Below are 22,265 nucleotides of genomic sequence, written 5' to 3' on the forward strand. Positions count from 1 at the left end.
TTTCTTGTTTTTACAAAGTAGGAATGGCTAAAATGTCTTTGATACTTTCCGGGGATTGATGTGAGATCAGTCCGGAAATAGCGATTCCATAAATGTTTGTTTTTAATAAATCATTGAAGTCCGCTTGTGTAATTCCTCCAATCGCGTAAATAGGAGTAGTGGCCCCTGCATGCTTCAATTTTGAGACGATACTTTGATATCCCTCAAGCCCAAGAATGGGACTTAAATTCTTTTTGGTTGTAGTGTATCTAAATGGCCCCAGTCCAATGTAATCTACTTTTTGTGCAATGAGTTTTTTACAATCTTCGAATGTATTCGCAGTTCCTCCAATAATCTGGTGCGGAGCCAAAAGTTCACGCGCTTCTATAGGACTGATATCATTTTGTCCCAAATGCACCCCATCGGCATGAATTTCTTTGGCCAAAGCCACATGATCGTTGATGATAAATGTAGCTTGATGCGTTTTACAAATCTGTTGCGCTGCCAGAGCCAATTCTAAAAGTTCTTGTCCCTTCAAGTTTTTAGCACGTAGTTGTACCAAACGAATACCTGCTTCACAAACATTTTGGATGTTTTGCAAATGGTACTCTTGCGATATGTAATACCATTTATCCATGATAGCCCAATAAAGTTTGATTTGAACCCAATACCTTTTCCGTATACATTTTACCTTTTGTGCAAGCATCTTCCAATGAATCACCTAAGGCCAAATACCCGGTAATCGCAGAAGAGAGTACACAGCCACTTCCATGTTTTTCAGTAACATCTGTGTTTGCAGGCGTTAGTTCTACGGAAGAACCGCTTCTGAAATACAATTGATCATATCCAACCTTTTCGAGATCATGTCCACCTTTGAGCAACAGATTAGTTTTAGAAGTAATAAAAGCAATAGTCTGTGAGATATTCAGCTTCGGACATAATGTTTGTATTTCAGGCAAGTTAGGGGTGATCAAATAGATTTTGCGCAGTACACTTTCCAAAACAGTATCATTTGATTCATGGAACACATAATCCGAACTGGATTTCAAAACCGGATCTAAAACAATTTTGATTTGATTGTTTTTGCTGATCAAATAATCTGTGATTTGATCCAGAACTTCCCAGTTTTCAATAACGCCAATCTTCACCAAATCTATGTGGAATCTCTCAAATAAAAGATCGATTTGGTGTCTCATGATATTGGTGTCAGTCCATAAACAATCATCCATGCGAATATCATTCTGAATGGTATTTGTAGAACATACCACTAAACCATAACACTGAAGTTGTTCCAGAGTTTTGATATCAGCCAATAATCCGGCACCTCCCGAAGGATCTAATCCGGCAATGGTCAATATGTACGGTCTGTTTTTCATGTTAAAGCCGTCTGATATTGTTTTTGGATATTTTGAAAGCTTTGTAATGGATTGGTGGCTTGCCAAATGCTTCCCAATACCGCTACACCATCATATCCGAGTTTTAGTGTCTGTGCAATGTTATCCGGATGAATTCCACCCAGTCCAACAATCAGTCGATCTTGACGGTGTACATTAAATTGCTTGCCTGAATATCCGTTTTTGGAGATAGAGTCAAATACCGGACTTAGGATGTAATAATCTAAATGCGTTTGAAATGTTTGAATCGATGTCACATCATGAAACGAACTACTCACTACGAAATCTTGTGCATAATACGTATTTACATATTGATCAAAATCTGCGATTTCGGATTTCGTACGATCCGGAATATGAATCCCCCTCAATCCGTATTGGATACACAATTCATGGTATTCATGAATCATGATTTTACGATGATATTGGGATTCAATTTGTTCGATTAAATCCTGATATGCCTCCATAGAATATCCGGGTTTGCGTAAATGCAAGTACTTCAATCCATTTTGAAACATTTGGTTGATCCAATTTGTTTCATTTGGAATGTGGTGCTCAGATGTAACTACAATAAGCATATCAGAATTTAATTTGAGTTCATTTTATAGATAAACCTCAGACCCTTTTTCGATGAATTCTTTGGATTTTTCTTCCATTCCTTTTTCAAAGACCTCGTCATTTTTCACATCATTTTCCGCTGCGAAATCACGAACTTCCTGAGAAATCTTCATAGAACAGAATTTTGGTCCACACATAGAGCAGAAGTGGGCAATTTTAGCACCTTCAGCAGGTAGTGTCTCATCATGATATTCTCTCGCTAATTCAGGATCTAAACTCAAATTGAACTGATCTTCCCATCTGAATTCAAAACGTGCTTTACTTAACGCATCATCTCTATGCTGTGCACCCGGATGTCCTTTGGCTAAATCCGCTGCATGTGCTGCCAATTTGTAAGTCACCACACCTGTACGTACATCATTTTTGTTTGGTAAACCCAAATGCTCTTTAGGGGTAACATAACACAACATCGCACAACCATACCAGCCAATCATAGCTGCACCAATTCCGGAAGTAATATGATCATATCCCGGAGCAATATCAGTAGTTAACGGACCTAATGTATAGAAAGGAGCTTCATCACAAGCTTCCAATTGTTTTTCCATGTTGGCTTTGATCATGTGCATTGGAACGTGACCCGGACCTTCAATAAAGGTTTGCACATCGTGTTTCCAGGCAATTTTGGTTAATTCACCTAGAGTCTCTAATTCCGCAAATTGCGCTTCATCATTGGCATCGGCTACACATCCCGGACGTAATCCATCTCCTAATGAGAATGCCACGTCATATGCTTTCATGATTTCACAGATTTCTTCAAAATGAGTATACAAAAAACTTTCTTTGTGATGTGCCAGACACCATTTGGCCATGATTGAACCACCGCGTGATACAATTCCGGTGATTCTTTTAGCGGTCATTGGTACGTATCTTAAACGCACACCCGCGTGAATGGTAAAGTAATCCACACCTTGTTCAGCTTGTTCAATCAATGTATCTCTAAAGATTTCCCAGGTCAGGTCTTCTGCTACACCGTTTACTTTTTCCAAAGCCTGATAAATTGGAACGGTACCTACCGGAACCGGAGAATTACGAATAATCCATTCACGGGTTTCGTGAATATTCTTACCGGTTGAAAGGTCCATGATGTTATCTGCGCCCCAGCGACACGCCCAAACGGCTTTTTCTACTTCTTCTTCAATTGAAGAGGTAGTCGCAGAGTTTCCAATATTGGCATTGATCTTCACCAAGAAGTTTCTTCCCAAAATCATGGGCTCACTTTCCGGGTGATTGATGTTTGAAGGAATGACTGCACGTCCTCTCGCGATTTCATCTCTTACAAATTCTGGGGTGATTTTAGCCGGAATACTCGCGCCAAAATCTTCTCCCGGATGTTGTTCTGACAAACGTGTCATTTCATCAATACGTTGATTCTCACGAATGGCTACATATTCCATTTCCGGAGTGATAATTCCACGTTTTGCGTAGTACATCTGTGATACATTCTTTCCTTTTTTCGCACGCTTAGGTTTACGTACTAAATTGAATCTTAAATGATCCAGACTTTTATCGTTAAGTCTTTCATTACAGTAAGTAGAAGAGAAGGCGTCCAGTTCTTCTACATCATCGCGATCTAAAATCCATTTTTCACGAATGCGCTCAATACCATTGTGAATGTTGATCTCTTTGTTGGGATCGGTATATGGACCTGAAGTATCATATACAGTTACAGGTTCGTTTGGTGTTCTTTTTTGCGTCATTGAATCTACGGTGTCGTTCAATTCGATCTCACGCATTGCTACTTTTAATTCAGGATACATTTTTCCTGAAACGTAGATTTTCTTTGAATTTGGAAACGGTTGACGGGTAACTCCGTCCTGCTTTGGTGCTGTGTCCTTCTTTTTCATTGTATCAGCTTTAATTTTTTGGATTAACCACCTTGTGTGGCTTTAATAATCAGAATTTGGTCTTGATCCGCAACAGAAGTGGAATCCCATTTGGATCGTGTGATAATTTGTTCGTTGACAGCCACAGCAATCCCTGTGGTTTGAATGTCTAGTTGTTTTAAGACATCATCCAACGAACTGGAGTTTTCCACTGAGTGAGAAACATTGTTTACCTGAATAGTCATATTCAAAATGCTTTGCATTGAAATAGGGTAAACCAAAAAATAAAATGAAATAATACGTAGTATTCCGAACGAACACTACAACTTTTCCCTACGCTGGTATTAACCAAATCAGGTTCAAAGGCTATTTCTCAAACTATTTCTAGCTACACCTAAAGTTTAATATGTCTTGTCGATTGCCGACCGGACAAACATAGTTCAATATTTCGAAGTATTGTAATTTTTATTTGAACACCGCATATGGAAAACTTGTGTAAAACGTTATTTTCGAAACATATGAAAATGATCAGATTATTCGGACTTCTTACTATTGGATTACTAGGATGTACTTCTGCACCGGAAAAGGAACCTTATGAAACAGAAACGCTAAAAATCAAACAGATATCAAAAAATGTATATCAGCATGTTTCATATTTAGAGACGCAGGATTTTGGAAATGTAGCGTGTAATGGTGCGTTTTATGTCGTGGGGAATGAGGCTATAGTCATGGATACACCTACCGATGATGAAGTGTCACAGGAATTAATGAATTATATACAGGATGAATTGGGAGCGCAAACTGTGGGTGTGATTGTAAATCATTTTCATGTGGATTGTTTGGGAGGCTTAAAAGCTTTTCATGATGCTGGAATTTCTTCATATGCCAATCAAAAAACAATTGAATTGGCGCGTGAACAAGATCGAGAATTGCCGCAAACCGGATTTTATGAAATAGACACCATCTCAGTAGGAGGAAAGATCATCGTAAATAGATACTTCGGACCAGGGCATACGGAAGATAATATAGTCAGTTACATTCCTGAGGAAGATGTTTTGTATGGAGGTTGTATGATTAAGTCTGTAGGCGCAGGAAAGGGAAATTTGGAAGATGCCAATGTCAAAGAATGGTCTGTTTCTGTAGGTAGAATCAAAACGGAATATCCGCAGTTAAAATATGTAATTCCGGGCCATGGGAAATATGGAGGAATGGAACTCCTGGATTATACCATTGAAAAATTTAAAGAATAATTAATATTAGAATTCAACCAAAACGATCGTGAGATCGTTTTATACTAAAATCTGAACTTATGAAAATATACGCTTATTTAACCGGGTTAATGTTATTTACAACCAGTGCTTTTGCACAAATGACCCCTGAGGTACCCACCAAGAAAAACTATATCGAAGTTGTAGGAAATGGCGAATTAGAAATCATCCCTGATGAAATCTATATTTCGATTACCATTCGGGAAAGACAGGAAGGCAAAAAGAAAATTACTGTGGAATCTCAGGAGGTGGATTTAAAGAATGCCGTAAAAGAATTAGGTATTCCTATGGAAAACCTGACTTTATCTGATGCCAATGCAGATTACGTTAAAGTAGGCTGGACCAAGAAAGATGTGGTATCCAAAAAGAGTTATACTCTAAAAGTTGCTGATGCGACAACAGTAGGAAAAGTATTTGAAAAACTGGATGCTCTAAAAATTTTAGATGCGTATATCTCGCATGTAAGTCATTCAAAAATTGAAGAGTTTAAAAAGCAGGTACGTATTATGGCGATTAAAGCAGCTAAAGACAAAGCGGAATATTTGTTGGCAGCCATTGATGAAAAAATGGGAAATCCAATCGTGATATATGAGCAAAATTCTGTGCCGAATTTACCTCGAAAATTAATGAATTTGAGGGGTGTGTCTATAGCCAGTGAAGCCGATTATGTGGACGGTATAAAGCAACTTCCGGAAATCCAATTTAAGAAGATCAAATTACAATCCAGTATTTACGTGAAGTTTGAAATCCTTTAATGAATAGCGAATGCGTTTTCCATTAAACAGGTTATTAATATTGGGAATATTGTTGTTGATATCGACAGTATTTGCAAATGATAGGTTTACGAATAAACATATTGCTACAGATTCAGTTGCATCTGAGTCTGTATTAAAGAACTACCTTCAGGATAAATATAAACTGGTTTTATCTTATTCGGTTGGATGTGCGATGGGAGATGTTCAAACCTATTATGCTTTTGGATATCGTGATGAGCGCTGGGAGAAAATAGAACTCAAAGTCCGTTTTAAAAGTCGTAATCGTGTATACGATCAGGTAAAAAGGATTCAGGCTAAAAAACAAAGATTAAAGGACGCATCGCAAATAGATAGTTTACTTCAGTTTTGGGATCAGAATGAAATCTGTAAATTAAATGCGGATTCTGTCAATGTAGATTACATAAAAGTAGCCGGAGAACATCCGGGTGAAATGAAAGAAAATCTGGTAGTTATTCGTGATGGATGTGTAACTACATTAGAAATGTTTGATGCGGTATCGTATTGTAACATTAGTAGTTATGAACCGGAAAGGTATCAGGAACAAATTCCAGTAGCGCAACGAGGAAGGTTTATTCAATTAAAAGATACGTTTCTTCAATATTGGGAAACCGTGAGATAAATAAGGAATCGTAAAGCATAAAATTGGAAACTAATTTTTGCAAGAAATAAACGGATGTGTAATTTCGCATCGAATTTTACATCCTATCACTAAGGAAGAAATTGGGGATGTAGAAGTATAATTTTTGTGTAAAAAGCGCATACCTTAGTAAGGAGTTTAAAAACTTGTTGCTAGTGTATGCGCTTTTTGCGTTTATGTTTAATGATTTAAAAAAAGTATGAAAAGAAAACTACTGATTTTAATGTGGATTATATCCCCACTGTGGATATCCGCACAAAGTGATGAATTTCAGGATCGAAGTTTTAAGGTAGAGCCTCTAAACCTTGGTGGTACGCTGAACTCTGACCTTTCAGAATTTGAAATGCCTTCGATATCTGCGCTTGAAAAGGATAAACCATTTATAGAACAACCCATCACTTTAGATCTGCCATATACGGATGATATAATCAAGCCAGCGTTTTATTTGGAATTAAGTGTGGGGATAAACTTTTCAAACTTTAGAGATTTTGCGACTTCGCCATTGGTTTACAATGGGAGTCCTAAATATTTCTCGATAGCATATCAAAAGTACGCAGCTAAATTCGAAATGAATTTGGGACTATCAAGTTCATTGGGTAAATATAGATCGGTAGTGGGAGATAACGTTGCCATTAGTAATGTGATGACATTTTCTGCTTTTTATTCCCGATTGTATAACATCGAAAAATGGAGTAATGAGAAATGGTTTTTTAGAGCCGGAGGACTTTTGAATTCGACCTATAACTACCGATTGAATTCAGCGCTTCAAAATAATGCTGTAGGAATTGAGTGGATTACGACTTTATATGGTTCGGGAAGGGTGCAACGAGATGTTTCCCGAATGAAAGAGAAACACAAGAAGTTTTTGTTCATTAAATACACGTTAAAGCCACGTACCAAAAGGTTATCCCTGAGATATGATTTGGGTTTGATGAATAATACCTTTAGAAATGGGTATGTATATGCCGGGCAATCGAGTGTGTTAAATGATCCCAAATTATTTGACGATTACCAATTCAAGTTTTTCTCCGGATTTAGAACAGGAGCAGCTCTTGAATATCTGATTTACCTGAAAAATAGGAACGCTGTGAAATTCTCCTACTTATGGGACGCGTATTATACCGGTGGTGATTTAGATCGATTTGAAATGGCCAGTCATGTGCTAAAGTTTTCTTTAATGTTTAATACTAAATAATGAGACTCATGAAAAAGATAGTTGTTTTAATGCTAGTGGTTCCATTGCTTTTTTCTTGTGAAAAGGTATTGTTTAAACCAAAAGAAGAGTCCTCTAATCCACAAGCCAATCTGGATTATTTATGGAATGAGTGTAATGAAAAATACGCCTATTTCGATTTGAAAAATATAGACTGGGATCAGGTGAAAGTGAAATATGAATCTCAGATATATGAAGGGATGACCGAGGATTCATTGTTTAGTGTTTTAGGAGGCATGTTAACCGAATTGAGAGATGATCATACCAATCTGGTATCTAATTTCAATGTGTCTCGTTTTGGGGTGAATTATTTAAGTCAGGACAATTTTGACTGGCGTATTATTGAGGATAATTATTTGCCTAGAGATTATTATGTTTCAGGTCCATTCTCACATGATTTTATTGCCAATGGAGAAGTGGGTTATGTACGTTTTGCTTCATTTACCGGAACAGTAGGAAGTACCAATTTAGATTTTATTCTGGATCGTTATAAAAACACCAAAGGTTTGATTTTGGATTTAAGAGAAAATGGTGGAGGTGCTGTGTCTGATGTGTTTTCAATTTTAAGTCGTTTTGTAGATCAGGAAACGATCGTATACTATTCGAGAATAAAAAATGGTAAGGGACATAATGATTTTTCTGAAGCGATGCCTGCTAAAGTATCGCCATACGGAGGAATTAAGTATTTGAAAAAAGTGATGGTACTGGTAGACCGTGGAACATATAGCGCGGGTTCATTTACTTCTATTTCTACCAAGGCGATTCCGAATATGGTATTGGTGGGAGATACTACCGGAGGCGGATTGGGATTGCCAAATGGAGGTCAATTGCCAAATGGGTGGAACTATAGATTTTCAATCACACAAACGTTATCGTTGGATCAAAATCCGGAGTACGAAAATGGGGTGCCACCGGACATTCACGCTTTGATGGATTGGAACGACCGTACCAAAGACGAGGTGATTGAAACGGCTTTAAAGGAAATCCTATAAAAAGCGAAACGTCAAAAATATGACGGAATCTTTCCCTGATCCGATACACTTTTACACTTTGAAAGTAGAAGGTCGATCAACGAATTATGAAGTTTTTGGGAAAGAACAATGCATTTATTGAATTAGATGTATTGGAACAAAATACATGTGAGATTTTTCAACAAAATCCACCAAGCAGTTTAACTATATTATGGTTTGAAACCAATGGGAACGAATTTGTTGTAGATGGAGTGACGCACACTTTCAATAAAAATGAAATTGTGTTTTTTACCGAATTCCACCAGATTCAAGTCATACGTAAGGGGCGGACTAAATTGATAAGATTTAACCGCCCTTTTTATTGCATCATAGATCATGATGTGGAAGTAAGTTGTAAGGGATTGTTGTTTTTTGGCGCATCTCAGCTTCCCAGAATTCAGATTCCCAAAGAATCCTTAGAACATTTTGAAATACTCTGGAAAATGTTTGAGATCGAAATGAACTCTGTAGATAATCTACAAGCCGGAATGCTCCAGATGATGCTCAAACGTTATTTGATCCTTTGTACTAGGTTGTATAAAGAACAAAGTGATTGGACCGATGAGTTAGAACCATCTGATTTGGTACGGGAGTTTAATTTTTTGGTAGAGCAGCATTTTAAAACCAAACATTCTGTGATTGAATATGCAGAGCTCTTAAACCGTTCTCCTAAAACGATCTCAAATCTATTTTCCAGGTTGAATCGTAAAACACCCTTACAATACATTCAGGATAGAAAAATGCTGGAAGCCCGAAGATTGTTAGGACATTCAGATTTGTCGATCAAACAAATTTCAGATGAAATTGGGTTTGAAGATTCACAGTCTTTTAGTCGATTCTTTAAAAAACAAGCAGGAATTTCTCCATCGGAATACCGTACGGGATAAATGGTTACATCTTCGGGAAATCTGGTCTACAAAAAAGGAGGGAAGTCTATGGAAATTTGCCTCGTCAATAAGACATAGAACTTTAAAAATGTAGATGATGAAAAGAATAGTAAGTAACGTAACCGTTTTTATTTTAAGTATAGTAAGCGTATTTGCGCAGTTACCAGATCCAGGATTTACCGTAGATGCACAAACTGCCATTGTAATCACCGACCCACAAAATGATTTTTTAAGTCCTGATGGTGTAGCCTGGGGCGTGGTAGGCAAGAGTGTAGAGGAAAACAATACCGTAGATAATATAGAAGCGTTGTTTAAAATGGCAGCGGAAAAGAATATCAAAGTATTTGTTTCACCACATTATTACTACAAACACGATCACAACTGGGAGTTTGAAGGAGCTTTGGAAGTATTGATGCATAAAATCACGATGTTTGACCGTAAAGGCGCGTTAACCACTGAAGGATTTGAAGGTTCTGGTGCAGACTGGTTGGAGCGTTATAAAAAGTACATTGATGGAGATAATGTGATTGTGACCAGTCCACATAAACTATATGGACCAGAGTCGAATGATTTGGCTTTACAACTACGTAAACATGGGTATAGTAAAGTGATTATTGCAGGGATGTCGGCTAACCTATGTACGGAATCGCATATGAGAGAATTGGTAGAAAATGGTTTTGAAGTGGCTGTCGTAAAAGATGCTACCGCAGCAGCGATTTTACCGGATATGAATGGTTATGAAGCAGCATTGGTTAATTTCAGAATGATTGCGAGCCATGTGTTTACCACAGAAGAATTGATGAAACAATTGTTGAAGTTTTAAGAATTTCAATTGTATATAGTGAGTGAAGAGCAAGCATTTTATGCTTGCTTTTTTTGTTTTATAAAGTGTGAATCTATTTGTAAGTTTGAAGGAGTCATCCATAACCAATTCAAACCATGAGTAGCTATTTAAACAGTGTCAAAAAGCAATTTGAATATTATCAGATGTTGGGCGAGAAAACGATTCAACAATTGAGTGATACAGAATTGTTTTGGCAACCCCATACGGAAAGCAATAGTATCGCAATCATGGTTAAACATCTACATGGCAATATGATGTCGAGATGGACCGACTTTTTGAATTCGGATGGAGAGAAGGAATGGAGGCAAAGAGATGCAGAATTTGACAATGATATTCCGGATAGAGTAACACTTTTAGCAAAATGGAATGCCGGATGGGGCTGTTTACTTTCAGCATTGGATGAACTCTCGGAGTCTGATTTAGAAAGTGAGATTTATATCCGAAACATGGGCCATACCGTGACTGAAGCGATTAACCGACAATTGGCACATTATGCATACCATGTGGGGCAAATGGTATTTCTGGGTAAAATGATTAAAAAAGAAAATTGGAAATCACTATCCATAGCCAAAGGAAAATCCAGGGTGTATAATCAAGAGAAATTTTCTAAACCCAAACGGAGAGAACATTTCACTGATGATTTGTAATTTTGTAATCAATGGTTTTTAGCCAAAAAGTTTAATTCTAATGAAAATCCTAATATCATGTTTAATCTGTTTAACAGGTGTTGTATGCTTTGGTCAAACACTTATATTCGAACGAAAACCATTGGTTAATGATTCTATTGAGGTTAAAATAATCGAATATGATTCGGTAATTAGCGAGTTCTCCCTTGCATTTCCTGAAAAATCAGTACTTCTAACCAATGAAAATCCAATAGGGATAATTTCTGTATCTGAAACGACTAAAAAAGCAATTGTGATTGCATGTGATGCTAAAAACGGATTTGTTCTTTTACCATTTCCCGAAATGGAGAGTAACGATACTCTTTTATTCTCGGAACTATATCTAATCCCAAACAATTTTCCTATGTATGTGAAGCATATTAAGGAGTGTTGGAAGGTCAGAGGTGAAAAGAGAACATGGAAAAGCGGATACGAGATTTATCCTTTAACCATGAATAGAGATACTGTTGTAAATTGGCAAATACTTATTAACGCAAATGACACTAGTATTAATTTATATCCAGTGGGCACATCATTCAAACATACTATATACCATGGATACAAAAATTATCGTTGGTATAAGTTTAGAAGACTTATATACCGAAACGAACCTAGAAATTATATAAAAACATATGAACACATTTCAGAAGGAACTTATAATTGGCGAAACAGAATATAAAAAATGAAATAAATAATGGATCGTACTTAAATTAATGAGCCAACAATAAATAACTCTAAACCCTAGCAAATGAAAAGAAGAAATTATAACACAGGAGGAGGTAGTGCAATGTTCTCCAGTTATCTGCAAAACATTGGATTGTTAAATACAAAAAAGAGCTATTTCGAAACCCGAAAAGAATGGTTGAAAGTTTCGAAGAAAAAGCAGATCAAAGACCCTAAAAAAGCAACTCCAGAACAACTTAGACAAATTAGAAATCAATTAGTCAAAGACCGGGAACGCGACAATTGGATTAGATTTATTTCTGCACTGGCCACTATCATCATCAGTATGCTGTTGATCTCTGGATTAATTTATTACGTTCGTAGGGTGTTTGACTTTTAAAGGAGTTAAATAATGCAGTTAACCTTGAATTAAAATATTGAGAGTTTAAAACACAATGATAAATTTTGACAACATAAAAACATACTCCGAGGAATTTCCAAACGTCTGGAGTTTTTTAGGTGATCCAGAAAAAACAGCAAGTATATCACAGAATGATAAAGATCAAATCTTCTTTCTAAATAATGAGGCGAGTGAGTTTGTCAAAAATTACATTAATAATTCCAATATGATTACGGGCCCCATATGGTCTCCTTTCAACGAAAGGTATTTTAAAACAATTCAGGAGTTTCCAGTGACGGAAAACTGTGAAAAAGAATTAAAAAAGTGGCTTTATAGTAAATCAATTCCATTTGACAAGTTTGTATACATGGATAGAGATAGAAGTGGACAGGCAATTGCATTAACGTGGAAAATGGTTATTAAATATTGTGAGGGGCTATTCTTTGCAGATGACCTGATATTATTTGACGAAACACTTAATTGGGGCCTTTATTATTTTCACGAAGACAGACTCTACTATGGAACGGATAAAATCTATGATAAAGATTTTGAGTATGAAAAAACATTGGAACTTAATGAATTAAAAAAGAAATTTTTTAAAAAGAATAATCAGGATAATATAGAAGGAAAGAAAAGAATAATAGATTTTAAAGAAAAACATAATGTGAATAGATTTAAGTGAATTTATTATGTAATAAATTAGTGAATAAAGACTTGAATCAGAAAAAAGAAATAAACGCATGTAATGAGTGTGAAAGTGAATATTATGCTGACACATCTGAGATGGAGCACTTATGTCCCAATTGTTCACATTTTCTCTATGGATATGCCAACTGCGATCATAGAATGAAGGATGAACGATGCACAAAATGTTATTGGAATGGTAATACGACTGATTATATTAAAGGATTGAAAAATGACCAGTAGAGAAGAAGCAATAGCGATATCCAAATCCTTCATAAATAATAATGAATTTTACCAGAGCTTTGTGATAGATATCGAAAATTTACTGGAGAGAGAAACTTTGTGGTATGTACCATTTAAAGAGTTGAACCCTGCCCCAAACGAGTTTTTTACTGGTGCGTATAATGGAATTATTGTAGATAAAAGTTCTACAGATTATTTTCAACCCGGAAGTGCATTGAATCTGGAAGAATGGATGTATGGTTTCAAAATTGGACTAAGGGGTGAAAGGTACGATTTGCATATTGAAAAGGTTATTGATTATAGGGCAACTTTAGATATGTTGGATAGGCTTGAACTTACATACGTGGAAATTGAACTGGAGGGAGGAGTTGAGTGGAAAATTCCTAAGAGTTTTAAGAGAAAAGAAATAAAGAAGAGATTAAGGAAGATGCCTTGTTTATTTAAGAATCAATCTTTCACATTTGCAATCAAGGAGTTTAGGCAAATAAAAGAAGAACGAATATTTGAATATAAACTATTAAAAACGGAAAATCGAGATTCCAATTTGTTGGGAGAATTGATAGAGAACCGGAGTTAAAATCTTAATAGTTTTATTCATTAAATTGTGCACTATAGAAGAAAATTGATGGGTATCAACAAATTATTAAATAAGAAGGGTTCTCAAAAATCACCAATTGAGAAATACATGAGTCATCTTGATAGAATTTTTCAGGTTGAACCAGAATTCTTTTCCAACGATTCAATTTATCCGGAATTAAATGGCGTGACCAGCATAGTTTATAAGGATATTCCAGAAAAAGGAATGATTACTGCGTTGACCTATGGACTCTCATTAATCAATCATCCAGATTGGAAATATGGAAGGCCAGAACTTCTGATTTCTGTTGATTCGGATGATGTTTCATGGGGTCAAGTGGTTGGTTTTTTAGCTAATAAATTAAGAGGAGATTGTTCTTTTAGTTATGGTGAAACAATAAACTTTGGAAAAAAGATATCAGATTCTTCAGAAATGGATGCTTTTTTTGTTTTTGCACCATCTATACTTGAACGAGAAGATTATCTGGATGTTGATATTGGACTGGATTATAAGATTAATATCATAGGATTATACCCTATGTATGCTTCTGAGATGGAATTAATAAATAATTGGGGATTGGAGAAGTTTTGGCATCATTCTGATTTTGATAATTATGATGTAAATAGAAAAAGAGTAGAAGAATAGAATTTATAGCTGGTGTATTTTATTCCATAAAATAAAAAATGAACAAAACCATTAAAATACTATGGATACTGCTATTACCAGTGATTGGATATAGCCAATGCGATGGAAATATCCGGTTTATAGATTCATTAGGGCATGATGTGGATTCGATATATACTGAACCCGTTTATGTGTATAATAACGGAAATGATACATTGCATTTGAATGGATTATATGATCGCAGTTCCATTTATACCTATCCGTTTAATATTTCAGTTTCATCAGATTCGATGAGCAAAGAGCAGAGGGATACCACAAGATATTGTGTGACTTGTACAAGAAAGAAGATTCGCGTGTTAGACTCCATTGACCTCAATGGTGATGACGTCAAAGAGTTATTTCTGTACCGGGAGTGGTTTTGTTCTTCAGAGTCTCGAAAGCCGACTACAGATAACCCTTTGGGCATAAATATAAATCCGTTTGGTATTGGGGTTTATCGTCATTATTATGCGCAGTATGAGGTATGGGATGTAAGAGAAAAGCGTAAAATATTTGAAGTAAAAAACAGAAATGAAAGTGATGTAGCGGTATCCACATCTGTAGGTAAGTCTTTTGGCTATTGGTTTAAAGTAGAGATAGATCGTAAAGGTCATTTTAGGCTATCTTATAATTCTGAAGTTCCTATTGAAGATTATGAAATGGGTGAGTATAAATATGATCGTAAAAAGAATCAGTACGTAAAGAGGTAAAACCATTGACAATACAATTCTCAGAATACAACGACACCGTATACTAACCTTGTTTATAATCAAGAATGAAAAAACACCAGCTCATATTCGCAAAAATTAAGAAACTTCTTATTGAACAGATTGGTCAGGATTTAAACCAATACGAAGAAGGAACATATTTAACAATTGGTGATACAGGAATATGGATTTCTGTAAGTGAATCTGAACTAACAGTTGGTTATGGTATTAATCATAGACATTACCATCACGAGCATGATGATATTAATGAGGCTATTGATGAATTTTTCGACTTGCTAACGAGAAGTAAGCGAATTACCGAGTATTATAAAGGAGAATTTGTTTTTAAAAACAAGGTTGAAATTGAAAATGAGAACGGTGAATTTAAGAATTTGAGTACTTCATTAACCTGGCTGTTTCCATATTGGAAAAAAACACAAACGAAAATGGAAATAGACGAATTGATTGATGAACTAAACAGGGAAGTTGCTACTTATACAAAACGTTAAAACTTATTGATTAAAGAGAAAGTTATCCAATTTATAATTGTTTAGGAGTTAAAGAAGGATTAAGAATTATGACACCCGAGTGGAGAGGGTAAAAAATATATGGTAACAAAAGTTCTTTGTAATTTGCAAACATTAGAATTCAGCGAAAACCATGTGATTTTAATCTACCTAATTCCACATACCTTGGTATCGTACCATATACATCAGTTATAGACAATTAGAATGAAATTAGAGAAAGAAATACCTACGTGGGCTTATATTAATTTTCAACTTCTTTATCAGATAAATAAAGCCAAGGATAATGGTGAACTTTCGGAATTAACGGTTTCTGATTTAATAAATAATACCAGTGAACATATTGGATCAAATATTCCCTTAGAAAGCTTTTATTCTCCTGTGAACAGCGGTTCAGTATTCTCGTTTTTGTACTCTTTGCTTGTAGTCCCCAAAGAATTGTTTAAAAAAGAAAACTATGACTTATTCAAAGAGTTTGAGTTTAAAATTGAGGATTATTTTGAGATAATTAAAGGGAGAAATTTAATTACTCAGAATTTTAAAATTTTCAGGTTATTGCGTAACTCTATTTCCCATGTTAACTACGAGATTGATACAAACGATAAATTCACTGTCACCTTGTGGAATACCAATAACGGGAGCATTGATTTTAAACTTAAATCAGATATTCACCGTCTTTCAAATTTTGCAGTAGAAATAGCAAAATTCTATATTGCAAATAATAACAAGGAGTAAATTAGTACCGATAATGAGAATTAAAAGGCTGTCAATAATTTGACAGCCTTTGTTCATTTTAAGCTTTCCGCATCCGTTCCAATCCTTCCCATAAGATTTTTAAATTCAGAAGCGCATTTTTCTCATCAGTATCCAAACATAAATCGGTGTGATACAAAGCAAAATCATGAATCATTTTTAAAGAATGGATTAATTCCTCAATACCTTGAAATTTGAGATGATCAATAAATTCCTGATCTACAGAATTTAAAGATGGTAGGGTTTTAGAACCATTAACAGATTCTACTAGATTGCCATGAATACAGGCGGTCTGACCATTTTGTGTTAGCATTTTGAATGGGTTTTAAAAGAATAAAAAGAGGGGGAGTCACTGCTAACACATTCCAAGCAATGCTCAGATAGGTCTCGGAACTTACACCCGTATGCTCCCCCAATATTTTCTGTTTAAGACGTAATTGCAAATTTTGCATTGCAGATAAATTAAAATGTGTTAGCGTCTCAAAATTACGAAAAAGAATGAATTGGGTGAGGTAAAAAGCGGATAACATAAAACACCCACACGCATACTAATTTAATCCGCCAGTCTTGTGATTAAATAACCATATGACAAAAATCATAGTAGTGTATTTATTTCAAAATAAGTGCTTTATAGATTTTTTATCCGTATAAACCACAAAAGTAAAATACGTAGTTACCACATTTTTTTTGAGCGTTGGATAGGGTAGTTTTAGCTGTCTAATTCGATAGTAAACGTTTATAGTCGGTTGTAATTATTTGCAATTGAGTAGAAGAGAGGATCTGGTTAGAAATAATGGATTAGAATGTGGGTAATATTTACTGGTATATGCCTACGTTGTGAGCAATTAAAAAAAACATGGATATAACGACAATAATTACTGGAGTAGTAGGAGCAAAATTAACTTCTTTGTTTACTGGAATTGCAAAAGATTTTGGAGAGGAGATAAAGCATACTATTTCCAACAATATTCTTGAATACCAAGTTGAAGAATACAATCGTAATTCGATTTCAAAAACACTGTTACATAGAGTTGAACCTAAAAGACTTAAAGAATTTTATCAACCTCTATTTATCACCAATTGTGGCCCAAATAGTAAACCAACTCATTTTGGCCGTAAAAGAGGTAGCAGAATAGCAACCGATTCAATTGAAAAATTATTTGAAAAGAAGCAATTTATTACTCTGATTGGTAGCGCTGGAAGTGGTAAAAGTACGATTGTAAAATATTTGTTCCTGAATGCTATTGACTCGGATTTCAAGGTTCCAATAAAGCTCGAACTTAGATATCTAAATGATTATGACGGAAGTGTTATTGAATATATAAAAGACAAAATCTTTAAACTTGGACGTTTGGCATCAATTGATAAAATTGTTGAACGACTAATGAAGTCAGGTGATTTTGTTTTCTTTTTAGATGGATATGATGAAATTACTTCTGTAAAAAAGGAAAAAATTACCAAAGAGATTGATGATTTAGTCAAATTGTATAACAGCAACAATTATCTTTTGACTTCACGACCATACACAGAAATTGATTTGCTTCCCTTGTTTCATAATTTTGAAGTTTGTGAACTTTCTGACGAAGACATTAACCAATTTATTCAAAAACAAATTCCACTGGAAGAATCTGAATTACAAGCTAAGATTATTGAGGCCATTAATAGCCCAGAAAACAGTTCTTATAAAACGTTTTTAAGCAATCCGTTATTGCTTTCAATGTTTATTCTCACATTTCAATCTTATTCAAGTATTCCTCAGAAAAGAAGTGCGTTTTATAGTCAGGTTTTTGATGCTTTGTTTTCTGTTCATGACAGTATGTCTAAGCTTGCCTTTGTACGTGAAAAACAAAGTGGCTTATCGAAAGAACAGATTGTCGAGGTGTTAGAACTATTTTCATTCATCAGTTACTTTGAGCAAAAGTTCATTTTCACAAATAAGTATTTGAATGATAAATTGAATACAATTAAATCCAAAAAATCCAGTATCAAGTTCACAAACAATAAACTGATTACGGATTTGCAAATAGCGATTGGAATAATAAACCAAGATGGGACAGAATTTACCTTTCCTCATCGGTCGTTGCAGGAATACTTTACAGCAGCATATATTTCATCATTAAGTGATTCTAATAAAAAGACTGTCTACAAAAAAGTACTTACGGCTCTAACAGATGACCGTACCTTTATAATGAATTCAAATGATAATTTTCACCTACTACTATCTGAGTTAGACGAAGTTGGCATTATTCGTTTTGGTGTAATTCCATATCTAAAATCCTATTTAGACAGCATCAATATTAAAACTACAAGCACAAAAAAAATCATAACCTATTTTATTAATCTTCAAAATGTTTATGAATCCTTTTACTCGGTTATCAAATGCAATGAATTAAGTATTCAGAATGAGGAGTTTTCGAAACTATTTCGAAAATATAATCCAATGAAAAAAGGAGAAAAACATTCATCAAAAGAGGGGAGAAAACGGAGTGATGTTGCTAGGGCAAAATTAGCAAAGGAAGATATTAAACCTTTTCTAAAAACTTATATTCCAAAAATTAAGGATAAGATTCAAGAACTGGAATCTTACTTAGAAGAGCAAGACAATAGTGATACTGACATAATATCATTAATATAAAACGACTTACAACAATGTATATAAAATCTTAGCACCCTACTTGATGTCAAGACACCATACACAAAATGTCGTATGCCATTTAAAATGCACATATAAAAAAATGCAAGAAGATAGAAACCTATTATTAGAAAAAACTAAGAAGGAAGATGAGCGATCAAGTTTAAAAAAGTTTGCTGATGACATGTTACGGGGTTTTGAGAAGTTCAACAAAAAATCTTCCGACCGAGCCATTTGGGAATTGGTGCAAAATGCCTGTGATTTAACCGAGCGGTGTAAAATTAAAATTGATTATCGAGATAACCAGTTTTCTTTCTCTCATAACGGAAAAGCATTTACCACTATGACCTTAATATCTTTAGTAAAACAAGTAAGTGGTAAATATGGGGATGACGATATTCCTGAAGTAGGTAAATACGGAACAGGCTTTTTAACTACTCACACTTTTGGACGGAAATTCAAGCTTAACTCATATTTAGATGCAGGTGGATATTACTTGCCTATTAAAGATTTTGAAATTGACAGAACACCAAAAACTTGGCAAGAGCTAAGTGACAATATTTCGGAGCAGAAAAAACGTGTTTACGACTTATTAGAGAAAGAAAATGCTGTTGAAGTTTCGGACTTAAAAACCACTTTTGCCTACCTACCCTCATCAAAGAAAGAACTTGAATATATCAAAGAATCATCCAAATATTTAGATGATTACATTCCTTTGGTTTTTACTATAAACAATAGATTACAAGAAGTTGTAGTCCATCAAGAAAATGGTGTAACAGACACTTATCGATTCCGTAGTAAAAAAAGAATAGAAAACGATCAGAAAATTGATTTACACAAATCTATTATTATAAAAAACCATGATGAAATCCATCTATTCAGCATAAGAGATGAGGAAGAAGAAATTGAAATTATTCTTCCAGTAGATAAGAATAAAGAGGTCATTCAGTTTAATGAGAATATAGCCCGTTTATTCTATTACTATCCTTTAATTGGTTCAGAAGATTTTGGGTTAAACTTTATCATTAATTGCAACAAGTTCTTACCCACAGAACCTAGAGACACCATTCATCTAAATAGTGATAAGGACCAAGTAAAAGCAGATGAAGAGTCGAATAGACTCATCATTGAGAAATGCTCTAGCCTTATTTTTTCGTTTTTAAGAAGCAACATCATTGAAGTTAAAAACCCATTACTCTATACCAACGTCAACTTTAGAACAGACAGTGATGATAGCTTCTTGAACGAGTACTTTACCGAGTTGAGTAATAAATGGAATTCAGAATTAAGTGAACTACCGTTTGTAAAAACAAATGATGGCTATAAATCTATAAATAGCGTAAGTTATCTATCGGAAGATTTTTTAAATACAGAAGATGACCTTTTCGATTGTTTTTATGAACTCATCTCTAAGTTTTATTCCAGTATACCTGTTAAGGAAGATATTATCAAATGGAGTGAACACGCCATTAACTGGAACAATGAATCCACCACTTTCATAACTCATAATGATTTACTTGAGAAAATAAGTGAATGTAGTCTTCAAGATTTTAACGAGACCATTCTTGTACAATACTATCAGTACATCATTGATTTAGTTGATATCGCCTATTTCAACGATTTAGACTTAATTCCCAATATAGAAGGGAATTTCAACAAAATTGGAGTATTGCTAAAACCTGATAATCTCAATGATACACTTATTGAACTCGGTAAAGTTTTAATACCTGTCTCCATTGCAAAATTGATTCATCCTGCTTTTCATTTCAGTTTTTCCCTCAATTTATTTAATCGTAGAAATTTCTCTGATGAAGTTAAAAACAGCTTAGATGAAAAAAATATAGACAATTCTATTTTTTATCCTGAAGAACTAAACAATGAACTTTTTCATTATGATTTAGTAGAGACAAAAAACAAAGTTGAGGAATCCTATTTCAAATCCCTATTAGAATTTTGCAAACTCACCAATAGTGTTGATTCAACCAGTAAGCCAAACCAGCTATTAAAAAAGATTTCAACCTATTACAATTGGGATGAAAGTTTACTACACCTGCCTAGTTTAAGTGAAGACAGTGAAAATATTGAGTCACGCTCTACCAGAAAAGTGCTAATTAAAATATTCTGCAATTTAATTGCATTACACAATAACAATTGGGTTCAAGAGAACACCGCTTTTTTGAGCGATTTATGCTCCCTCTATGACGATAGCTATAAAGAGGTTTACAAGGAAAGTAAAATCTATCCAAATCAATTGTTCGAACTTCATTTAGCTGAAGATTTAAAAAGAGATAATGGTGTTACCAATGAAATCAAACAGCTCTATTTAGCAGTTGAGAAAAAAGACATCAACGAAATATTAAGCATTGCGACATTTAATAGCTTTCTATCAGAAGATGACTACATCAACAATAGGTATCTAACGACTATTATTGAAGAAACCTTATTTCAGGATAATATTAGTGATATAGAGAATCATCCTCTTAAAACCACCATACTCAAAATCATCCCACTTTTAACAGAGCAGAACTATCAACAATTGTTTCCTCAGTTAAACGACAAAAAGGCAAGCATAATGATTTCAGTGGTTTCTAAAGAAGAAACCAAAGAAGACATATTTTCAATAGTGACATTAGATGATGAAAAAATCAAAAACATTGGTGACCTAGTAAGAAAGTCCAATTTTGAAGAAATACTCAATAAAGCACTTGAAAGTCTTGAAGATGAAAATCAACGTAAGGCTAATTTTCAATTCAAACATCAAATTGGAACCCATATAGAAGAAAAATTGAAAGAACACCTAAAGCTGTTATTTCAGCCAGAAGATATTAAATGTGAAGTATTAGGTGAGCAAGATGGTCAGGATATAGTCATCAAAATAAAGGATGAGATCAAATACTACATAGAAGTAAAATCCAGATGGGATAAACGAACTTCAATCAGAATGTCACGGAACCAAACCTTGAGATCTAATGAGCACCAGAATATTTATGCTTTATGTTCTGTTGACATGACTGACTATCATGAAGAAGACAGATTTGAAATCTCAGACATCAACAAAATTTTAGACAATATAAAATTCGTCAACAATATTGGTGAAAAGGTTGAACACCTTGTAGAAGTGTTTGAGCAAACAAAACAGCTTGATGAAATTCACTTAGATGGTGATTATAGAACTCTAGTGCCTCAAAACGTAATCGAAGAATTTGGATTAAGTTTCGATCAATTTGAGGTTTACTTAATCACCTCATTAAAAAGTACAGTAAATGAGGATTAGAAGAAAAACAGCATACAACTATACGTAATATCCG

At 34.6% G+C, this 22,265-nt stretch carries 24 protein-coding genes and 1 riboswitch; of the genes, 18 read left to right on the forward strand and 6 right to left on the reverse strand.

Annotated features, from left to right (window positions below; translation table 11 throughout):
* Positions 1 to 10: 10 nt before the first annotated feature.
* The 5 genes from thiE to thiS are packed head-to-tail and all read right to left on the reverse strand — an operon-like array spanning position 11 to position 4,056.
* Positions 11 to 616: a thiamine phosphate synthase gene (thiE, locus tag KFE94_16370; GenBank protein ID UTW66205.1), complete on the reverse strand. Its 606-nt coding sequence runs from the start codon at positions 614 to 616 to the stop codon at positions 11 to 13.
* Positions 609 to 1,355 (reverse strand): hydroxymethylpyrimidine/phosphomethylpyrimidine kinase, encoded by a 747-nt coding sequence (locus KFE94_16375; protein UTW66206.1) that lies wholly within the window; start codon positions 1,353 to 1,355, stop codon positions 609 to 611. The genes thiE and KFE94_16375 overlap by 8 nt, the downstream gene beginning before the upstream one ends.
* Complete coding sequence (locus tag KFE94_16380; GenBank protein UTW66207.1) at positions 1,352 to 1,948, reverse strand: thiamine phosphate synthase; 597 nt, start codon at positions 1,946 to 1,948, stop codon at positions 1,352 to 1,354. Before KFE94_16380 ends, KFE94_16375 begins: the two co-directional genes overlap by 4 nt.
* A gap of 24 nt (positions 1,949 to 1,972) precedes the next feature.
* Complete coding sequence (gene thiC / locus KFE94_16385; GenBank protein ID UTW66208.1) at positions 1,973 to 3,832, reverse strand: phosphomethylpyrimidine synthase ThiC; 1,860 nt, start codon at positions 3,830 to 3,832, stop codon at positions 1,973 to 1,975.
* A 23-nt stretch (positions 3,833 to 3,855) separates the two neighbouring features.
* Positions 3,856 to 4,056: a sulfur carrier protein ThiS gene (gene thiS, locus KFE94_16390; protein ID UTW68303.1), complete on the reverse strand. Its 201-nt coding sequence runs from the start codon at positions 4,054 to 4,056 to the stop codon at positions 3,856 to 3,858.
* A 68-nt stretch (positions 4,057 to 4,124) separates the two neighbouring features.
* A riboswitch (TPP riboswitch) is annotated at positions 4,125 to 4,217 on the reverse strand.
* A gap of 112 nt (positions 4,218 to 4,329) precedes the next feature.
* On the opposite strand from thiS, the gene bla reads away from it, so the two are divergent.
* From bla to KFE94_16470, 16 genes are all read left to right on the forward strand, one after another.
* A complete protein-coding gene (gene bla, locus KFE94_16395) occupies positions 4,330 to 5,061 on the forward strand; it encodes a subclass B1 metallo-beta-lactamase (protein ID UTW66209.1) in 732 nt (243 codons plus the stop codon).
* A 59-nt stretch (positions 5,062 to 5,120) separates the two neighbouring features.
* Entirely contained in the window at positions 5,121 to 5,834 is a 714-nt protein-coding gene (locus tag KFE94_16400) for an SIMPL domain-containing protein (protein UTW66210.1), read from the forward strand.
* 10 nt (positions 5,835 to 5,844) lie between these two features.
* Entirely contained in the window at positions 5,845 to 6,474 is a 630-nt protein-coding gene (locus tag KFE94_16405; GenBank protein UTW66211.1) for a hypothetical protein, read from the forward strand.
* A gap of 217 nt (positions 6,475 to 6,691) precedes the next feature.
* Positions 6,692 to 7,687 (forward strand): hypothetical protein, encoded by a 996-nt coding sequence (locus tag KFE94_16410; protein ID UTW66212.1) that lies wholly within the window; start codon positions 6,692 to 6,694, stop codon positions 7,685 to 7,687.
* Between the two features lie 8 nt (positions 7,688 to 7,695).
* Positions 7,696 to 8,697, forward strand: coding sequence for a S41 family peptidase (locus tag KFE94_16415; GenBank protein ID UTW66213.1), 1,002 nt, complete (start codon positions 7,696 to 7,698; stop codon positions 8,695 to 8,697).
* Between the two features lie 86 nt (positions 8,698 to 8,783).
* Positions 8,784 to 9,602, forward strand: a complete 819-nt coding sequence (locus KFE94_16420) for a helix-turn-helix transcriptional regulator (protein UTW66214.1) — start codon at positions 8,784 to 8,786, stop codon at positions 9,600 to 9,602.
* 97 nt (positions 9,603 to 9,699) lie between these two features.
* A complete protein-coding gene (locus tag KFE94_16425; protein ID UTW66215.1) occupies positions 9,700 to 10,425 on the forward strand; it encodes an isochorismatase family protein in 726 nt (241 codons plus the stop codon).
* Positions 10,426 to 10,541: 116 nt separating this feature from the next.
* Entirely contained in the window at positions 10,542 to 11,093 is a 552-nt protein-coding gene (locus KFE94_16430) for a DUF1572 domain-containing protein (GenBank protein UTW66216.1), read from the forward strand.
* Between the two features lie 40 nt (positions 11,094 to 11,133).
* Entirely contained in the window at positions 11,134 to 11,790 is a 657-nt protein-coding gene (locus tag KFE94_16435) for a hypothetical protein (GenBank protein ID UTW66217.1), read from the forward strand.
* A 69-nt stretch (positions 11,791 to 11,859) separates the two neighbouring features.
* Positions 11,860 to 12,174 carry a hypothetical protein gene (locus KFE94_16440; GenBank protein ID UTW66218.1) on the forward strand — a complete coding sequence of 105 codons (315 nt, stop codon included), beginning with the start codon at positions 11,860 to 11,862 and terminating at the stop codon, positions 12,172 to 12,174.
* A 55-nt stretch (positions 12,175 to 12,229) separates the two neighbouring features.
* Positions 12,230 to 12,856, forward strand: a complete 627-nt coding sequence (locus KFE94_16445; GenBank protein ID UTW66219.1) for a hypothetical protein — start codon at positions 12,230 to 12,232, stop codon at positions 12,854 to 12,856.
* 234 nt (positions 12,857 to 13,090) lie between these two features.
* Positions 13,091 to 13,678: a hypothetical protein gene (locus KFE94_16450; protein UTW66220.1), complete on the forward strand. Its 588-nt coding sequence runs from the start codon at positions 13,091 to 13,093 to the stop codon at positions 13,676 to 13,678.
* 108 nt (positions 13,679 to 13,786) lie between these two features.
* Positions 13,787 to 14,323 carry a suppressor of fused domain protein gene (locus KFE94_16455; GenBank protein UTW66221.1) on the forward strand — a complete coding sequence of 179 codons (537 nt, stop codon included), beginning with the start codon at positions 13,787 to 13,789 and terminating at the stop codon, positions 14,321 to 14,323.
* A 38-nt stretch (positions 14,324 to 14,361) separates the two neighbouring features.
* Positions 14,362 to 15,051: a hypothetical protein gene (locus KFE94_16460; GenBank protein ID UTW66222.1), complete on the forward strand. Its 690-nt coding sequence runs from the start codon at positions 14,362 to 14,364 to the stop codon at positions 15,049 to 15,051.
* A gap of 65 nt (positions 15,052 to 15,116) precedes the next feature.
* Complete coding sequence (locus KFE94_16465) at positions 15,117 to 15,557, forward strand: hypothetical protein (protein ID UTW66223.1); 441 nt, start codon at positions 15,117 to 15,119, stop codon at positions 15,555 to 15,557.
* 222 nt (positions 15,558 to 15,779) lie between these two features.
* On the forward strand, positions 15,780 to 16,307 hold the full coding sequence (locus KFE94_16470; protein ID UTW66224.1) for a hypothetical protein: 528 nt from the start codon (positions 15,780 to 15,782) through the stop codon (positions 16,305 to 16,307).
* A gap of 58 nt (positions 16,308 to 16,365) precedes the next feature.
* Here the strand turns inward: KFE94_16470 and KFE94_16475 are convergent, their stop codons facing one another.
* Complete coding sequence (locus KFE94_16475) at positions 16,366 to 16,638, reverse strand: hypothetical protein (GenBank protein UTW66225.1); 273 nt, start codon at positions 16,636 to 16,638, stop codon at positions 16,366 to 16,368.
* 543 nt (positions 16,639 to 17,181) lie between these two features.
* Between KFE94_16475 and KFE94_16480 the strand changes: the two genes are divergently transcribed.
* Together KFE94_16480 and KFE94_16485 are read left to right on the forward strand one after the other, a co-directional pair.
* Positions 17,182 to 18,960, forward strand: coding sequence for an NACHT domain-containing protein (locus KFE94_16480; GenBank protein ID UTW66226.1), 1,779 nt, complete (start codon positions 17,182 to 17,184; stop codon positions 18,958 to 18,960).
* Between the two features lie 100 nt (positions 18,961 to 19,060).
* Positions 19,061 to 22,231 carry a DUF3883 domain-containing protein gene (locus KFE94_16485; GenBank protein UTW66227.1) on the forward strand — a complete coding sequence of 1,057 codons (3,171 nt, stop codon included), beginning with the start codon at positions 19,061 to 19,063 and terminating at the stop codon, positions 22,229 to 22,231.
* The last annotated feature ends 34 nt before the right edge of the window (positions 22,232 to 22,265 follow it).

It is taken from the genome of bacterium SCSIO 12643, assembly GCA_024398135.1.
Lineage (GTDB): Bacteria > Bacteroidota > Bacteroidia > Flavobacteriales_G > Salibacteraceae > CAJXZP01.

Excerpts from the sequence above, each read along its gene's own strand:
- thiE (UTW66205.1), bottom strand. The coding sequence starts at position 616 with ATGGATAAATGGTATTACATATCGCAAGAGTACCATTTGCAAAACATC.
- KFE94_16375 (UTW66206.1), bottom strand. The coding sequence starts at position 1,355 with ATGAAAAACAGACCGTACATATTGACCATTGCCGGATTAGATCCTTCG.
- KFE94_16380 (UTW66207.1), bottom strand. The coding sequence starts at position 1,948 with ATGCTTATTGTAGTTACATCTGAGCACCACATTCCAAATGAAACAAAT.
- thiC (UTW66208.1), bottom strand. The coding sequence starts at position 3,832 with ATGAAAAAGAAGGACACAGCACCAAAGCAGGACGGAGTTACCCGTCAA.
- thiS (UTW68303.1), bottom strand. The coding sequence starts at position 4,056 with ATGACTATTCAGGTAAACAATGTTTCTCACTCAGTGGAAAACTCCAGT.
- bla (UTW66209.1), top strand. The coding sequence starts at position 4,330 with ATGAAAATGATCAGATTATTCGGACTTCTTACTATTGGATTACTAGGA.
- KFE94_16400 (UTW66210.1), top strand. The coding sequence starts at position 5,121 with ATGAAAATATACGCTTATTTAACCGGGTTAATGTTATTTACAACCAGT.
- KFE94_16405 (UTW66211.1), top strand. The coding sequence starts at position 5,845 with ATGCGTTTTCCATTAAACAGGTTATTAATATTGGGAATATTGTTGTTG.
- KFE94_16410 (UTW66212.1), top strand. The coding sequence starts at position 6,692 with ATGAAAAGAAAACTACTGATTTTAATGTGGATTATATCCCCACTGTGG.
- KFE94_16415 (UTW66213.1), top strand. The coding sequence starts at position 7,696 with ATGAAAAAGATAGTTGTTTTAATGCTAGTGGTTCCATTGCTTTTTTCT.
- KFE94_16420 (UTW66214.1), top strand. The coding sequence starts at position 8,784 with ATGAAGTTTTTGGGAAAGAACAATGCATTTATTGAATTAGATGTATTG.
- KFE94_16425 (UTW66215.1), top strand. The coding sequence starts at position 9,700 with ATGAAAAGAATAGTAAGTAACGTAACCGTTTTTATTTTAAGTATAGTA.
- KFE94_16430 (UTW66216.1), top strand. The coding sequence starts at position 10,542 with ATGAGTAGCTATTTAAACAGTGTCAAAAAGCAATTTGAATATTATCAG.
- KFE94_16435 (UTW66217.1), top strand. The coding sequence starts at position 11,134 with ATGAAAATCCTAATATCATGTTTAATCTGTTTAACAGGTGTTGTATGC.
- KFE94_16440 (UTW66218.1), top strand. The coding sequence starts at position 11,860 with ATGAAAAGAAGAAATTATAACACAGGAGGAGGTAGTGCAATGTTCTCC.
- KFE94_16445 (UTW66219.1), top strand. The coding sequence starts at position 12,230 with ATGATAAATTTTGACAACATAAAAACATACTCCGAGGAATTTCCAAAC.
- KFE94_16450 (UTW66220.1), top strand. The coding sequence starts at position 13,091 with ATGACCAGTAGAGAAGAAGCAATAGCGATATCCAAATCCTTCATAAAT.
- KFE94_16455 (UTW66221.1), top strand. The coding sequence starts at position 13,787 with ATGAGTCATCTTGATAGAATTTTTCAGGTTGAACCAGAATTCTTTTCC.
- KFE94_16460 (UTW66222.1), top strand. The coding sequence starts at position 14,362 with ATGAACAAAACCATTAAAATACTATGGATACTGCTATTACCAGTGATT.
- KFE94_16465 (UTW66223.1), top strand. The coding sequence starts at position 15,117 with ATGAAAAAACACCAGCTCATATTCGCAAAAATTAAGAAACTTCTTATT.
- KFE94_16470 (UTW66224.1), top strand. The coding sequence starts at position 15,780 with ATGAAATTAGAGAAAGAAATACCTACGTGGGCTTATATTAATTTTCAA.
- KFE94_16475 (UTW66225.1), bottom strand. The coding sequence starts at position 16,638 with ATGCTAACACAAAATGGTCAGACCGCCTGTATTCATGGCAATCTAGTA.
- KFE94_16480 (UTW66226.1), top strand. The coding sequence starts at position 17,182 with ATGGATATAACGACAATAATTACTGGAGTAGTAGGAGCAAAATTAACT.
- KFE94_16485 (UTW66227.1), top strand. The coding sequence starts at position 19,061 with ATGCAAGAAGATAGAAACCTATTATTAGAAAAAACTAAGAAGGAAGAT.